Below are 14,575 nucleotides of genomic sequence, written 5' to 3'. Positions count from 1 at the left end.
GCGGCCGGCCTAGCTGCTGGCGACGGTCATGCCGTCGATGCGCAGCGTCGGCACATTGGTGCCGTGGCGGAAGACCAGATCGTCGGCGGGGACCAGCGCGGCGAACATGTCGATCAGATTGCCCGCGATCGTGAATTCGGCGATCGGGCCGGCGATCCGCCCGCCCTCGATCAGGAAACCTGACGCGCCGCGGCTATAATCGCCGGTCACGGGGTTGACGCCTTGGCCGATCAGTTCGGTGATATAGACGCCGCGGTCGATGTCGGCGATCAGCGCGTCGGGCGTGATCGACCCGGCCGCGAGATGCAGGTTGCTAGCAGAGACCCCCGACGCGCCGCCGCCGCGGCTCGCATGGCCGGTCGGTTCGAGCCCGAGCTGCTTCGCCGACGCGGTGTCGAGCAGCCACCCCGTAATGCGGCCATCGGCGACGATATCGCGCGCGGCCGTCGGCAGGCCCTCTCCGTCGAAGGCCCGGCTGCGCAGCCCGCGCGGACGATGCGGTTCGTCGCGCACGACGATTGCGCTGTCGAACAGCGCCCGTTCTTCCTTGCCGAGCAGGAAACTGGTGCCGCGGGCGATCGCGGGGCCGGCGATCGCGCCGAGCAGATGGCCGACGATGCTGCTGCCGATGCGCGGATTGAGGACGACCGGCACCTTGCCGACGGGCGCCTTGCCGGGGTTCAGCCGCGCGACGGCGCGGGTTCCGGCGCGCGCGCCGATTTCGGCGGCGCTTTCGAGGTCGGACAGATGATGCGCGCTGTGCCAGCCATAATCGCGCTGCATCGCCGCACCTTCGCCGGCGATGACGCTCGCCGACAGGCTGTGCCCGCTCGACCCATAGCCGCCGGCGAAGCCATGGCTCGTCGCGAGCGCGAAGCGCGTGCGGCTGTGGCTCGCGCTGCCGCCTTCGCTGTTGGTGACACCGGTGACGGCGCGCGCGGCCTCCTCCACCGCCAGCGCGGCCTCGCGCAGCGCCTGGGGATCGGCTTCGCTGCCGTCGTCGAGATCGAAATCGGGGACCGGGCCGGTGAACAGGCGGTCGGCGGGGGCAAGGCCCGCATAGGGATCTTCGGGAGCCTCGCGTGCCATGGCAACGCAGCGCTCGACGAGCTTCGCCAGTTCGGCGGCATCCATGTCGGCGGTCGAGACGCTGGCGCTGCGCTGCCCGACGAAAACGCGCAGGCTGATATCCTGCCCCTCGGACCGCTCGACATCCTCGAGCGCGCCGAGCCGCATCGAGACCGAGGTCGCGGCATTGCAATAGTAAAGCGCGTCGGCGGCGTCGGCGCCCGCCTTGGTCGCGGTGGCGCACAGCATTTGCGCGCGGTCGAGGGCTTCGGAAACACTCAGCATGGCCGCGCCCTATACGGCGCGCGGCGGGGCGTCAAAATCAAAGTCGGATGACGTGCGCTTCAGCGCGCGATGGCGGCGATGGCATCGGTGGCCGCCATCGCACCGCTGACCCACAAGAAGGGCAGGGTGATCGCGGCAACCCACAGGCGGCGCACATCGCGGCGGAAGCGCGCGTGCAGCCCCCAGCTTGCCAGCGCCTGGCGGCTCAGATGATACCAGCGCCGCTCGGTCGAGCGCGCGACGGGAAGCGCGAGCGCAAGGACGACGATCAGCGACACGACCGCCAGCATCGACGGGGCGCCGGCCGAAACCGCGCTCATCACCAGCCAGACCTGGAGGGCCGCAAAAACGATCAGCGCGGCGGCGGCGTGCCAGGTCATGCGTCGACCCAGACTGCGTGCCGGTGGAACGCTGGCGGTGGCGCGGCGCCAGAGGCGCGGTTCGAAGGTCGATGCCATGTTGTTTTTCAGCCTCCCCGGCTGGCGATTCCCATAAATGCGAAGTTTTCAGCCGAAAATTCCCAAGTCAAGACAGGTTGCCAGCGATTCGTTAATTTTCGGGTTCGTTTCACCGCAGAATCGCAACAAAATCGGGTCCGACGGCTGATATTGCCGCAGATTCGGTTGTTTCGCAGGGTGCCGGGCGCGAAGGCGCGCCCCGTCAGCCCCCGTCGCGAGGCCGAACTCTGCCCGAGTCGAAGATAGCAGTTGAGAGAGGCGCGCGCCGCGCGCCGTGCCGCAAATCAGCGCGGCGGGGGGACCGGCAGCGGTTCGGCGTCGGGATTGTCGGTTGCCGGTGCGTCGGTTGCGGGCGCGGTCTCTTCGGCCTGCTTCTGCCGGTCGGCCAGCGCCTTTTCCTCGGCGACGACGGCTGCTTCGACCGTGTCGGCGGCAGCGTCGATCCCGGCGAGGCGCTTGGCGCGCTCGTCGGCGATCATCGCCTGCCAGTCGGTCTTGTCGGCCGCCTGGCGCTCGGCCTTCGCGCCGGCGAGCAATTGCTGGGTGCAGCCCGTAAAGCCGCCGAGCCCGACCGGCGAACAGCTGTCGGTGCCGAAACGGCCGACGCGCTGGAGCGAGACGACGCGGTTCACCCAGGCTTCGTTGCGCGGGTCGAGCGGGTCGCCGCCACGGAAAATCTGCGGGACGCGGTAGCGGTCGCCTTCGGGCAGCACGGCGCAGACCAGGATTTCATCGCCATTCGCCTCGGGGCATTTGTCGTTGCCATAGACGATGACCTGATTGATCTTCTCATTCGCGGGGCCCACCGGCCCCGTATCTTGCGCGGCGGCGGGCTGGACGATCGCTGCCCCGGCGAGGATCAGCATGGCAAGCGGCAGGCGGGTCATCGTTATTTCCTTTTCGTTTCGGGCGGCTTGCCACCCGCTGCCTGCATCCGCGCTGAACGGTCAGGCTTTCCCCGTGGAACCCTATCAGATACGCTTTGACAGCGCGATGGCTGCGCGGCAGCCCGCGCGGATCGCGAGGCTGAGCAGCGGATAGGCGGGCGCGCTTTCGGCCCCCGCGGCAATCGCCGCTTCCTTATGCTCCAGCTCTTCGGCGCGGAAATCGGCAACCGCTGCGCTCAGTTCGGGGTCGCTGTCGCCCAGCGTATCGAGCTGTTCGCGATAGTGGCGATCGATCTCGGTCTCGACGGCGGCAGTGCAGGCCATGGCGGCGCGCGGCCCCATCGCGGCGGTGACGGCGCCGAGCGCGAAGCCCGCGACGTTCCAGAACGGCTGAAGCGCGGTGGGGCGCACGCCGCGGCGCGCGACCATCGCGTCGAAAAATTTGCGGTGCCGCTCTTCCTGTTCGGCCATATGCGCGATCTCGCGCGCCATCGGATGGCGGTCGCCCATCACCGCGAGCTGACCCGCATAAATGCGCGTCGCGCCATATTCGCCCGCCTGATCGACGCGGATCATCGAGGCCGTTTTGCGGTCAGCTGTCATCGTGCCGCCGATGTGGGACGGCGGCGCAGCAAGGTCAAGACGAACGCCGCGCCGGCGAGCGAGAAGATAGCGTTGAAACCGGCGAGCGAAACACCGAGCAGCGTCCATTGCGGGACGTCGCAGCGGGTGATGGGCGCCGCCATGATGTCGCTGAGCGATACCGGTCCGCTGACGCCGGTGCTGCACGTCGTCAGCCCTTCCCAGAAGCCATATTCGACCCCGGCGTGAAAGACGCCGATGACGCCGCTGATCGCGATGGCGATTGCGGCGAGCAGGGTCAGCCCGCGCATCGCCGCCGTATTGCGGGAGAGCAGCAGTGCCAGCGCCGCCAGCACGATCGCCGCCTGATGCGGCCAGCGCTGCCAGTAGCACATCTCGCACGGGTGGAGTCCGAAGCCGAATTGCGACACCAGCGCACCGCCATAGAGCGCCAGCGGGATGGCAAGCGCGGCAAGCGGCGCGGCGTAACGCGACATTCGCATCGTGGTTCAGCCCCTCTTAGTTGCGCGTCGTCGGCTTGGCGGCGGGCTTGGTCGCCTGCGCCATACGCGAAGTCGACGGGCCGATGCGACCGATCGTCTGCAGCGCGTAATAGAGCTGATAATCCTCGATGCCCTTGGCCTTCAGCTCCTCGGCGGTGGCGGTGAAGCGCGGATCGTCCTTCTCGTCCTTTTCGAGCAGGCTGTTGTCGACCTTTTTCTCGTTGATCAGATGGCGGCGCAGGTCGCTTTCGCGAAAGCGCGGACGGTCCTTATAGTCGGGGTCGGACAGCTGCGGCACGCGGATATCGGGCTCGATCCCGCCTTCCTGCACGCTGCGACCCGACGGGGTGTAATAGCGCGCCGTCGTCAGGCGCAGCGCCGTCGTGTCGGTCAGCGGCAGCACGGTCTGCACCGACCCCTTGCCGAAACTGCGTTCGCCCATGATCAGCGCCCGGTGCTGGTCCTGCAGCGCGCCGGCGACGATTTCGGACGCCGATGCCGACCCGGCGTCGATCAGCACGATCAGCGGCGCGCCCTGCGCAAGGTCGCCGGGTTCGGCGAAGAAGCGTTCGATGTCGTTCTTGCGGCGCCCGCGCTGCGAGACGATTTCGCCGCGGTCGAGGAAGACGTCGCTGACGCTCACCGCCTCATCGAGCAGGCCGCCGGGGTTCGAGCGCAGGTCGACAATCCAGCCGCGCGGCTTGTGGCCGAGCGACTTTTCGACCGCGACCATCGCGGCGCGCAGATCACGACCCGCATCGGCGGAGAAGCTGGCGATGGTCAGCACGCCGACATCGTCCTTCACCTCCCATTTGACCGGCTTCACGTCGATGATCTCGCGCTTCAGGGTCAGCTCCATCGGCTTGTCCTGGCCTTCGCGCACGACCGTAATCTCGACTTCGGTGCCGGGACGGCCGCGCATCTGTTCGACCGCTTCGTCGAGCGTCATGCCGAAGATGAGCTGCTTGTTGATATGGGTGATATAGTCGCCGGCCTTGATGCCTGCGCGGTCGGCCGGTGTGTCGGCGGTCGGCGCGATCACCTTGACCACCCCGTCCTCCATCGTCACCGACAGGCCCAGGCCGCCATATTCGCCATCGGTCTGCGTCCGCAGCGTCGAATAGTCGCGCGCGTCGAGGTAGCCCGAATGGGGATCGAGGCCGGCGAGCATGCCGTTGATCGCGCCTTCGATCAGCTTGTCGTCGCTGACCGGTTCGACATAATTGGCCTTCACTTCCAGGAACACGTCCATGAAGCGCTGGATTTCCTCGGTGGTCTTCGAATCGACCGTCGCCATCGCGCCGGTTGCGAGCGGCACGAGAGCCAGCGTGCTGAGCGCGGCAGCCCCCTGCCAGAAGGCGAAGCGGCGCTTCGGGGAAGCGAGAGTCTTGGTCGATTCGGTCATGGATGTCTTTCAGTCACGCGGAATAGGCCGCACTATAATCCCCGGCGAGCCATCGTCCAATGCCTTTGCATCGGCGTCAAGCGCGCGATCGCCCTAGCAAAGGTCGCCCGAACGGCGCGTTAACGGCGGCGGCGTCAGCCAAGCATCGCGACCAGATCGACCGGGCGCCCGGCGCGGCGCAGTTCGACCGTGATGCGGCTGTCGTCGGACCCGGCGCGGCCCACCGGCGCCCCGGCGTCCAGCGTGTCGCCGACCGAAACCGACAGCGCGATCATTCCCGTGATCAGCGATGTCCAGCCGCCGCCATGGTCTATGATGACGATCTTGCCATAGCCGCGATAATCGCCGGCAAAGCTCACGCGGCCCGCGGCGGGGGCGACCACCTGACCGCCGGGCTGCGTCGCGACGGTGATGCCGCGCGAGCGGACGCCGCTGTCATTCACTTCGCCGAGCCCCGCAACGATGCGCCCGACGACCGGCAGGCGATAGGCGCCCGCGCCGAGGTCCGCGTCGCGGCTTGCGGCCGGCGCGACGGGTGCGGCCTGCGGCGCCGCGCTGGCGGGGTCGGCGGGGCGCGGAAGCGGCCCGGACAGATCGGCGAGTTCGCCGCGCACCGCTGCGTCGGCCTCCAGCGCGTCCATCAGATCGACGATGTCGCGCGCCTTTTCGCCGAGGCCGAGCGCGCGGTCGGCCTCGAGCTGCGCGCTGCTCATCAGGTCGCGCGAGCGCAGGCGGCCTTCATTCTCGAGCCGCGTCAGCGCGTCGCGGCGCTCGGCAAGCTGTGCCTTGCTTGCCGAAAGCGCCTGCAGCGCGACGCGTTGCTGCTGCTGCGTCGTGCGCAGCCGCGCGAGTTCCTGCCGGACTCCCGCGGTGCGCTCTTGAATCACCGGCATCACCGCGTCGAGTACGGCGCGCGCGTGGACCATGTCGCGCAGCGAGCCCGGCTGCGCGAGCACGCTCACCGGCGGGCGGCGGCTCAATTGCTGGAGCGAGGCGGTGAGCGCGAGCAGGGGCTGCTGCTGGTCGGCGAGCCGCGTCTGTTGATCGGCGAGGCGGCGGCTGACCAGCGCGACGCGCGCCTCTGCCGCGTCGATATCGGCCTCGGCCGACTGGATCCGCGCGGCGAGGGCGGCGCTGCGCTTCTTCAGCCGGTCCGCCTCGTCGCGCGCGGCGCTTGCCTGCGCTTCGAGCACCGCGCTTCGCCGCAGCGCCGCGGCCGATTGGGCCTTGGCGGTGAGCAACTGCTGGCGCTCGCGCGCCGCAATCGCGGCGGGATCGAAAACGTCGCTCTGCGCCAGCGCCAGCGCGCCGCCGGCGATCGCTGCGAAGGCGACGACGACAAGCAAGGCGGCCCTCATTGGCGACCCTCGCGGTGATAGGGGTGGCCCGCAACGATGCTGGTGGCGCGCCACAATTGCTCGGCGAGCATCGCGCGCGCCATCAGATGCGGCCAGGTCGCGCGGCCGAAGGCGATGACCTTGTCGGCCCCCTCGCGCTCGTCAGGGGTGAAGCCGTCGGCGGCACCAAGACAGAATCGCGCCTCGCGCACGCCGCCGTCGCGCCATTTTTCCAGCAGTTTGGCGAATTCGAGCGACGACATCTGTTCGCCGCCTTCGTCGAGCAGCACGGTACGACTGCCGACAGGTGCGGCGGGCACGCGGCCGCCGGTGTCGGGAAGTTCCGAAATCTTCTGCGCCCAGGTCACGCGCTTCATATAACGCTCGACCAGTTCGGCCTCGGGCCCGCGCCCGATCCGGCCCCGCGCGATGATGTGCAGCAACATGATGTCTTCGTTCACCTTCGGTGAAAGCGGCACCAGCCCGCTCCCCCGCCCGGCCTCCCCGACGATAGTAGCCTGTGGGAGGCCGGGCGGGGGAGCGGGCTGGTGCCGCTTCTGTTCGGGCTTTAGGCCGAACAGAACAAAGGCGTCAATTTACCGCGGCAACCGGCGGTGCATCGCCGAACGACCACATGCGTTCGAGATTATAGAAGCTGCGAACCTCCGGACGGAACAGGTGGACGATCACGTCGCCGGCGTCGATCAGCACCCAATCGGCATTGGGCAGCCCCTCGACGCGGACCGGCCGGCCCGTTTCCTGCTTGATCCGCTGCGCCAGTTTGTCGGCGATTGCCGACACATGGCGCGTCGACCGACCGCTCGCGATCACCATATGATCGGCGATGCTGCTCTTGCCGGCAAGCGGGATGGAAATGGTTTCCTGGGCCTGATCCTCGTCCAGCTGGTGAAGGATCAGCGCGTGGAGGCTTTCCACGCTGTCGTCCGAAGACTTGGGTGCGGACGCGGCGCCGGGCGCGGCATCCTTACTGGCGGCTATCAAGCGGTTTCATTCCTTTCATCCATGGCCAGCCGCGAATGCGTGACAGGGTCGCGCAGCGCGCGGCCTGCATAGCTTTCGAACCAGCGGGGGTTGGCCTGCCGTATTGCAGTTGCGGATCGCACATCGGGCGAAAAACGCAGGAACACGAGGGCAGGCGGTCTCCAGTCTGTCCAAAGACGTTTCTGGTCCGCGGGCCGGACAAAGCGCCGCAGCCAACCCATCGCCTCTGCAGCATGGGTGCGGCCATTATAGCCCGGACGCGCGATAACCGCAATCGGCATCAATCGCGTAATCTCCCGCCAGTCGCGCCAGCGGGGCAATTGAACCAGATTGTCGGCGCCCATGATCCAGATGAAGCGCCGATTCGGATAGCGACGGATCAACGCGCGCAGCGTGTCGACCGTATAGCGCGTGCCGAGTTCGGCCTCGATGGCGGTCGCGCGGATCGGCGCGCGGCGCGCCATGCGCTGCGCCGAGGCCAACCGGGCGGCAAGCGGCGCCATGCCTGCCTGCGCCTTGAGCGGATTGCCGGGCGAAACGAGCCACCACAGCTCGTCGAGCCCCAGCGCATCGATCGCGTTCAGACTGATCGCGCGGTGCCCGCTATGCGCGGGATTGAAGCTGCCGCCGAGGAGGCCGGTGGTGAGCGGGCGGGTCAGGGTCGAACCTGTCCGCTCCCGCGCACCAGCCATTTATAGGTGGTGAGCCCTTCGAGCGCGACCGGGCCGCGCGCGTGGAGGCGTCCCGTGGCGATGCCGATCTCGGCGCCGAGGCCGAACTCGCCGCCGTCGGCGAATTGCGTCGAGGCGTTGTGCATGACGATCGCACTGTCGACTTCGGACAGGAACCGCTCGGCGGTCGCCACATCCTCGGTGACGATCGCGTCGGTGTGGCGGCTCGAATGGGTGTCGATATGCGACAGCGCGCCCTCGATCCCGTCGACCGCGGCGATCGAGACGATCGCGTCGAGATATTCGCAGTCCCAATCGGTCGCGCTCGCCGGTGTTACATGCGGGCTGAGCGCCGCGATGGCGGCATCGCCGCGCACTTCGCAGCCCGCGGCGATCAGCGCGTCGACGATGGCAAGCGGCGCGGGATAGGCGCGGTCGATCAGGATCGTTTCGGTCGCGCCGCAGACGCCGGTGCGGCGCATCTTGGCGTTGACCGCAAGATCGACTGCCTTGGCCGGATCGGCGGCGCCGTCGATATAGAGATGATTGATCCCGTCGAGATGCGCGAGCACGGGTACGCGCGCCTCGTCTTGCACGCGCGCTACCAGCCCCTTGCCGCCGCGCGGAATGATGATGTCGATCAGGCTCTGCGCGCGGAGCAGCGCGCCGACCGCGGCGCGATCCTGTGTCGGCACCAGTTGCACCGCATCGGCGGGCAGTCCGGTTTGGGCGAGACCCGCCGCGAGCGCGGCGTGGATCGCGCGGTTCGAGTGCACAGCCTCACTGCCGCCGCGCAGGATCACCGCATTGCCCGACATCAGCCCCAGCGCGGCGGCATCGGCGGTCACATTGGGGCGGCTTTCATAGATGATGCCGACGACGCCGAGCGGGACGCGCACGCGGGCCAGCGTCATGCCGTTGGGGCGCACGGTCCGGTCGATTTCGGCGCCGACCGGGTCGGGCAAGGCGGCGACGGCCTCGACCGCGTCGGCAATCGCGGCGAGCCGATTCTCGTCGAGACGCAGCCGGTCGAGCATCGCCGACGACAGGCCGCCTTCACGCCCCGCCTCCATATCGCGCGCATTGGCATCCAGGATCGTCGCGCCGCGCATGCGCAGCTCGGCCGCCGCCGCGCGCAGCGCCTTGGCCTTTTCGGCCGTCGTCGCGACCGCGAGCGCCTTCGCCGCCAGCCGCGCGCGCGCGCCCATGTCGGCGATCAGCGCATCGGCATCGTGCAGGCGCGGCGCGTCGCCGAGGGTGAGGGAGGTTTCAGCGTTCATGCGACGGGCCAATATCACTTTTGGCGTGATTCCCGAAAGCCCCGTTGCACGAGGTCATTCACCCCACTAGTCAGGGCGCATGAGCGGGGACATCGAAGCATTCGGGGCGGCGATCACGGCGGGGCTTGCGGGCGGCGCGATCGAGCCGGGACACGGCGACGGCAGCGCGCACGCGGGCGCCCGCTGCCTCAATTGCGGGACGGTGCTGCGCGGCTCGCACTGCCATCGCTGCGGGCAGAAGGCCGATGTCCATCGCAGCTTCGGCGCGATCGGGCATGATCTGGTTCACGCTATCTTTCATTTCGAGGGCAAGCTGTGGAACACGCTGCCGCTCCTGACATGGCGACCTGGCGATCTGACGCGCCGCTACATTCACGGCGAGCGGGCGAGCTTCATTTCGCCGCTGGCGCTGTTCCTGTTTGCGGTGTTCCTGACCTATGCGGTGCTGGCGATGGTCGGCGCGGGCGGCGGCGTCGGGGAAGAACTGAACAAGGCCGCCGCCGAACAGACGCGATCGGCCGCGATCAAGGACAGCATGCAGGTCGAGGTCGACCGCATCGATACCGAACTTGCGAAAAAAGATCTGTCCGCGGCGCAGCGCAAGGAATTGCAGGACGAACGCGCCACGCTTCAGAAAAGTGCCGACTATCTGGGGATTGCGCGCAGCCGCAGCAAGGATGAGCGCACCGCCGACCGCGCCGCGGGGCCGCCGGTTCTCGACAACCCGGTCGATCAGGTGAAAACCAGCGCCGATTTCGTCACGCGCAACAAGGTCGATACGGGGGTGCCTTTCATCGACCATGGTCTGCAAAAGGCGTTCGCGAACCCCGCGCTGATTCTCTATAAATTGCAGGCGAACGCCTATAAATTCGCCTGGGCGCTGATCCCGTTGTCGCTGCCCTTCATGTGGCTGCTCTATCCGTTCAGCCGGCGTTTCCACACCTATGACCATTTCGTCTTCGTCACCTATTCGATCAGCTTCATGCTGCTGCTCTTCGTCGTGGTGCGGCTGCTCAATCTGACGGTGCTGGGCGATCTCGCGACCTTCTTCGCGATGCTCTATGTCCCGTTCCACATGTATCGCCAGCTTCGCGGCGCCTATCGCTCGTCGCGCGTCGGCGCGCTTGCCCGGACGACCCTGCTGCTATTCTTCAGCCTGTTCGCGGTCATCGCTTTCATGCTGCTGTTGCTCGCGCTCGGTATGAGCGGGTGAGCGCATAATTGTCATGAAAGCCGGGCACAGACCCGGCGAGACGGGAGGAAAAACGATGCACCAGCTTTGGGCCGAAATGGATCGCCGCCTGCTGATGAAGCTCGGCACGGCAGGGCTTGCCGCAATGGCCTTGCCCGGCGCGGCGCAGGCGATGGCGGCACAGGGCTTCACCCACGGGGTCGCGAGCGGCGAGCCCGGTCCGCGGTCGGTGCTGCTGTGGACGCGCTTTGCCGCTGCGGCCGACACCGCGCTGACGGCCGAGGTGTCGGACACGGCCGACTTCGTGCGCATCGTCGGTGGCGGCAGCGTCACCGCCGCCGGCGATGCGGATCATACCGCGAAGCTGCGCGTCGACGGTCTCGAGCCCGGCCGCTGGTATTTCTATCGCTTCGTCGCGCCCGACGGCACGATGTCGGTAACGGGGCGCACGCGCACCTTGCCGGAAGGGGCGGCGGGCGCCTTCACCCTGGCGCTGTTCTCCTGCGCGAACATGCCGTTCGGCTGGTTCAACGCCTACGGTCATGCCGCCGCCCGTTCGGATATCGATCTGGTCGTCCATGTGGGCGATTATCTGTACGAATATAAGGTCGGCACCTATCCGTCGGCGAAGGAGACGGTGCCCGGGCGATTGATCCAGCCGTCGAACGAACTGATCGCGCTCGCCGATTACCGGCTGCGCTATGCCGCCTATCGCAGCGACCCCGATTTGCAGCGCCTTCACCAGCTGTTCCCGATCGTCGCCCAGTGGGACGATCATGAATTTGCCAATGACACCTGGAAGGGCGGGGCCGAAAATCACCAGCCCGACGAGGGCGACTGGAGCGCGCGCGAAGCCGCCGCCATGCGCGCCTATGACGAATGGATGCCGGTCGGCGGCGCGCGCTGGCGCAGCTATCAGGTCGGCGATCTGGCGACGATCTTCCTGCCCGAAACGCGCATCACCGCGCGCGACAAGCAGTTCGAGATCGGCGACATCCTTGCCGACAAGGGCGACGCGGCCGCCGCGCTCAAGCAATTTGCCGAAACCGGCTATCGCGACCCGGCGCGGCAATTGCTGGGCAGCGAGCAGGAAAAATGGCTGTTCGACGGCTTCGCGGCATCGGCGAAATCGGGCACGCGCTGGCAGGTCTGCGCGCAGCAGATTGTCATGGGCAGCCTGTTCACTCCGCCCGAATCGAAAAACTGGTTCGGCGCCGACCTGCCCGACTATGTGCAGCGGCGGGTCGAGATCGGTCAGCTCGCCGCCAAGGCCGGGCTGCCGCTCAACATGGACAGCTGGGACGGCTATCCCGCCGCGCGCGACCGCCTGCTCGCCGCGGCGCAGCGCGCCGGCGCCAATCTTGTCACCCTGTCGGGGGACAGTCACAATGCCTGGGCCTTCGACCTGACGCATGGGGGCCGGCCGGCGGGGATCGAGGTCGGCGGACACAGCGTCACCTCGCCGGGGTTCGAAAGCTATACGCCCGCCATCCCCGACGATATTCGGGTCGCCGCCCTGCGCGCCGCGTCGCCGCAGTTGCGCTGGGCGAACACGCGCGATCGCGGCTATGCGACGGTGGCGCTGACGCCCGAGCGTGTCACCGCCGACTGGCATTTCGTCAGCTCGGTGCGCAGCCACGACCTCGCGCTCGCCTCGTCGCACCGGATGACCGCGACGCGCGGCCGCAATGCCTATGACAAGGACTGACGCGCCGGGCGAGGGAGCCTCCAGCGGATCGGGGTGCTAAATTAGCGGCTAGCCAAGCGCGCTGCGTTCGTCCTATGTTCCGCCGATGACCTTGCCCCTGATCCTCGCCGTCGTTGCCGCCCTTGTCGTCGGTGCCGTGATCGGCTGGCTGTTCGCCGGACGGCAGGCGGGCGGGCTCAAGGCTGAGCGCGACGGGCTCGCCGAACGGTTCAGGGTCGCCGTCACTGATCTCGCCGCCGAAGCGGAGGCACGCAAGGCCGCCGATATCCAGCTCGCGTCGCTGCTCGCCGAACAAAAGGCGCGCGACGCGGCGCATGACGCGCAGGTCGCGCAGCTCAAGGAGGCACAGGCGGCGCTCACCGCGCAATTCCGCGAGGTCGGGCAGGCGATGCTGGGCGAGGCGCAGAAAAACTTCCTCGAACGCGCCGATCAGCGGTTCCGCCAGAGCGAGGAAAGCGCGGGGCAGAATCTGAAGGCGCTGCTCCAGCCGGTTCACGAGCGGCTGGCCAAATATGAAGAGGCGGTCAGCAAGGTCGAGGCCGAACGCCGCGACGCCTTCGGGCTGCTGCACGGCCAGATCGCCGCCATGCGCGAAGGGACCGAGCGCGTGTCGAGCGAGGCGGCGAAGCTGGTCAACGCGCTGCGCAACGCGCCCAAGGCGCGCGGCCGCTGGGGCGAGCAACAGCTGCGCAATGTGCTCGAAAGCTGCGGCCTGTCCGAACATGCCGATTTCCAGACCGAAGTAAGCGTCACGGATGGCGAAGGCGGGCGGCTGCGTCCCGACGTCGTGGTCAAGGTGCCGGGCGGGCAAAGCCTGGTCATCGACGCCAAAGTGTCGCTCAACGCCTATCAGGACGCGTTCGGCGCGGTCGACGAAGCCGAAAAGACCGCGCATCTCGCCGCACATGCCGCGGCGATGAAGGCGCACGTCAACACGCTGGGCGCCAAGGCCTATTGGAACCAGTTCGACGACACGCCCGACTATGTCGTGATGTTCGTCCCCGGCGAACATTTCCTCGCCGCCGCGCTCGATCATGATGCCGAGCTTTGGGATTATGCCTTCGAGCGCAAGGTGCTGCTCGCTACGCCGACCAACCTGATCGCGATCGCGCGCACCGTCGCGGCGGTGTGGCGGCAGGAAAAGCTGGCGGGGCAGGCGCGCGAGATCGCCGCGCTGGGCAAGGAGCTTTATGCGCGCATGGCGACGATGGGCGGGCATATCGCGCGCGTCGGCAAGAATCTCGATCAGGCGACCGGCGCCTATAACGCCTTCGTGGGCAGCTTCGAAAGCCAGGTGCTGACGCAGGCGAAGCGTTTCGAGGCGCTCGACGTCGAGACGGGCGGCAAGGAAATTCCCGTGCTGCCCGTTGCCGAACAGGCGGCGCGGCCGCTGGCGAAGCTTGCGGCGGCACCGGCTGCGGTGAACGACGCGAGCGAATGACCTATCGCCCCCGCTCGGGCGGAGGCGATATGGCGCGTCAGATCACGCGCTTCAGCACCGCCGTCTGGCCGCTTTCACCGATCAGCACCATCGTGCCGTCGGACGGGAAGCTCAGCCGCACCGGCGTCTTCATCAGGTCGAAGAAGGCGCGTTCCTGCGCCATGCCGGCGCCGGGGCAGGCCATCAGCGTCGCCGCAAGCTGTCCTGCGGTCAGCACGCCGTCCTCGACGGCATAGCTGCCTCCGAAGCGGTTGCAGCCCGCGCTGCCGCTCATCCGTTCTCCCTCGAAGGCGAGGTCGGTGGGGCGATCGGCGGCGACCGGCGTGCCGCCAATCGACACGAAGGTCCAGCGGGTGCCGGTAAGGTCGGCGGCCGGCAAGATCGCACCGCCGCAGCCCTTAACCGTCTTGCCGTCGGCGGTGACGGTCACCGTGTCGCGATAGCGGCGGTCGCTCATCCCGTCGCTGCACGCGCTGTGCGTCACATCGACGGTCAGCCGGTCGGTCACATAGCGCTCGCCGTTGAAACTCGGCCGCGCGCCGGGGTTGGCGACCGCGATCCGCGTCGCGCCATAATCGCCATTATAGGCGAGGCGCGCGGGCGTGATTTCCAGCGTCCAGCCCGGCTCGGTACCCAGCGCCATATAGGTATCGGCGGGCGGAGTAGGCGTCGCGGGTCCGGTGCCGGTGGCAGCGCAGCCGGCAAGCGTCGCTGCGGCGGTTAGGGCGGGGACAAGCAGCATTTTCATGACAGATC

At 68.0% G+C, this 14,575-nt stretch carries 15 protein-coding genes; 3 read left to right on the top strand and 12 right to left on the bottom strand.

The genetic code is table 11. The annotated features are described in order from the left end of the window. Positions 1-9 precede the first annotated feature (9 nt). The 11 genes from EBMC1_RS03105 to EBMC1_RS03055 all read right to left on the bottom strand — a co-directional run bounded on the left by EBMC1_RS03105 (position 10) and on the right by EBMC1_RS03055 (position 9,478). Positions 10-1,353, bottom strand: coding sequence for a TldD/PmbA family protein (locus EBMC1_RS03105; protein ID WP_003040394.1), 1,344 nt, complete (start codon positions 1,351-1,353; stop codon positions 10-12). 59 nt (positions 1,354-1,412) lie between these two features. Beyond that, complete coding sequence (locus EBMC1_RS03100) at positions 1,413-1,811, bottom strand: hypothetical protein (RefSeq protein WP_003040391.1); 399 nt, start codon at positions 1,809-1,811, stop codon at positions 1,413-1,415. 284 nt (positions 1,812-2,095) lie between these two features. After that, positions 2,096-2,698, bottom strand: coding sequence for a hypothetical protein (locus EBMC1_RS03095; RefSeq protein WP_003040387.1), 603 nt, complete (start codon positions 2,696-2,698; stop codon positions 2,096-2,098). An 84-nt stretch (positions 2,699-2,782) separates the two neighbouring features. Beyond that, the gene (locus EBMC1_RS03090; protein ID WP_051066299.1) at positions 2,783-3,301 is read right to left on the bottom strand and encodes a demethoxyubiquinone hydroxylase family protein; all 519 of its coding nucleotides are present in this window, start codon (positions 3,299-3,301) and stop codon (positions 2,783-2,785) included. After that, the gene (locus EBMC1_RS03085) at positions 3,298-3,777 is read right to left on the bottom strand and encodes a disulfide bond formation protein B (protein WP_003040382.1); all 480 of its coding nucleotides are present in this window, start codon (positions 3,775-3,777) and stop codon (positions 3,298-3,300) included. Before EBMC1_RS03085 ends, EBMC1_RS03090 begins: the two co-directional genes overlap by 4 nt. 22 nt (positions 3,778-3,799) lie before the next feature. Beyond that, the gene (locus EBMC1_RS03080) at positions 3,800-5,188 is read right to left on the bottom strand and encodes a S41 family peptidase (protein ID WP_003040380.1); all 1,389 of its coding nucleotides are present in this window, start codon (positions 5,186-5,188) and stop codon (positions 3,800-3,802) included. A 134-nt stretch (positions 5,189-5,322) separates the two neighbouring features. After that, positions 5,323-6,546, bottom strand: coding sequence for a murein hydrolase activator EnvC family protein (locus EBMC1_RS03075; protein ID WP_040589179.1), 1,224 nt, complete (start codon positions 6,544-6,546; stop codon positions 5,323-5,325). Beyond that, the gene (locus EBMC1_RS03070) at positions 6,543-6,971 is read right to left on the bottom strand and encodes a 23S rRNA (pseudouridine(1915)-N(3))-methyltransferase RlmH (RefSeq protein WP_003040374.1); all 429 of its coding nucleotides are present in this window, start codon (positions 6,969-6,971) and stop codon (positions 6,543-6,545) included. The genes EBMC1_RS03075 and EBMC1_RS03070 overlap by 4 nt, the downstream gene beginning before the upstream one ends. Before the next feature lie 145 nt (positions 6,972-7,116). Further along, the gene (rsfS, locus tag EBMC1_RS03065) at positions 7,117-7,527 is read right to left on the bottom strand and encodes a ribosome silencing factor (RefSeq protein ID WP_003040371.1); all 411 of its coding nucleotides are present in this window, start codon (positions 7,525-7,527) and stop codon (positions 7,117-7,119) included. After that, the gene (locus tag EBMC1_RS03060; protein WP_003040368.1) at positions 7,524-8,219 is read right to left on the bottom strand and encodes a nicotinate-nucleotide adenylyltransferase; all 696 of its coding nucleotides are present in this window, start codon (positions 8,217-8,219) and stop codon (positions 7,524-7,526) included. The genes rsfS and EBMC1_RS03060 overlap by 4 nt, the downstream gene beginning before the upstream one ends. Beyond that, positions 8,183-9,478, bottom strand: a complete 1,296-nt coding sequence (locus EBMC1_RS03055; RefSeq protein WP_003040365.1) for a glutamate-5-semialdehyde dehydrogenase — start codon at positions 9,476-9,478, stop codon at positions 8,183-8,185. Before EBMC1_RS03055 ends, EBMC1_RS03060 begins: the two co-directional genes overlap by 37 nt. Before the next feature lie 79 nt (positions 9,479-9,557). On the opposite strand from EBMC1_RS03055, the gene EBMC1_RS03050 reads away from it, so the two are divergent. The 3 genes from EBMC1_RS03050 to EBMC1_RS03040 all read left to right on the top strand — a co-directional run bounded on the left by EBMC1_RS03050 (position 9,558) and on the right by EBMC1_RS03040 (position 13,819). Then, positions 9,558-10,691: a DUF3667 domain-containing protein gene (locus tag EBMC1_RS03050; protein ID WP_003040363.1), complete on the top strand. Its 1,134-nt coding sequence runs from the start codon at positions 9,558-9,560 to the stop codon at positions 10,689-10,691. A gap of 55 nt (positions 10,692-10,746) precedes the next feature. Continuing rightward, on the top strand, positions 10,747-12,378 hold the full coding sequence (locus EBMC1_RS03045; RefSeq protein WP_003040360.1) for an alkaline phosphatase D family protein: 1,632 nt from the start codon (positions 10,747-10,749) through the stop codon (positions 12,376-12,378). Positions 12,379-12,463: 85 nt separating this feature from the next. Continuing rightward, complete coding sequence (locus EBMC1_RS03040) at positions 12,464-13,819, top strand: DNA recombination protein RmuC (protein WP_003040357.1); 1,356 nt, start codon at positions 12,464-12,466, stop codon at positions 13,817-13,819. A 37-nt stretch (positions 13,820-13,856) separates the two neighbouring features. Here the strand turns inward: EBMC1_RS03040 and EBMC1_RS03035 are convergent, their stop codons facing one another. Further along, positions 13,857-14,567: an META domain-containing protein gene (locus EBMC1_RS03035; protein ID WP_003040354.1), complete on the bottom strand. Its 711-nt coding sequence runs from the start codon at positions 14,565-14,567 to the stop codon at positions 13,857-13,859. Positions 14,568-14,575: the final 8 nt, after the last annotated feature.

The sequence above is a fragment of the Sphingopyxis sp. MC1 genome, assembly GCF_000371385.1.
Classification (GTDB): Bacteria; Pseudomonadota; Alphaproteobacteria; order Sphingomonadales; family Sphingomonadaceae; genus Sphingopyxis; species Sphingopyxis terrae.
Note: the sequence above shows the minus strand (reverse complement) of the source record. Positions and strands in the feature narration are given on the sequence as shown.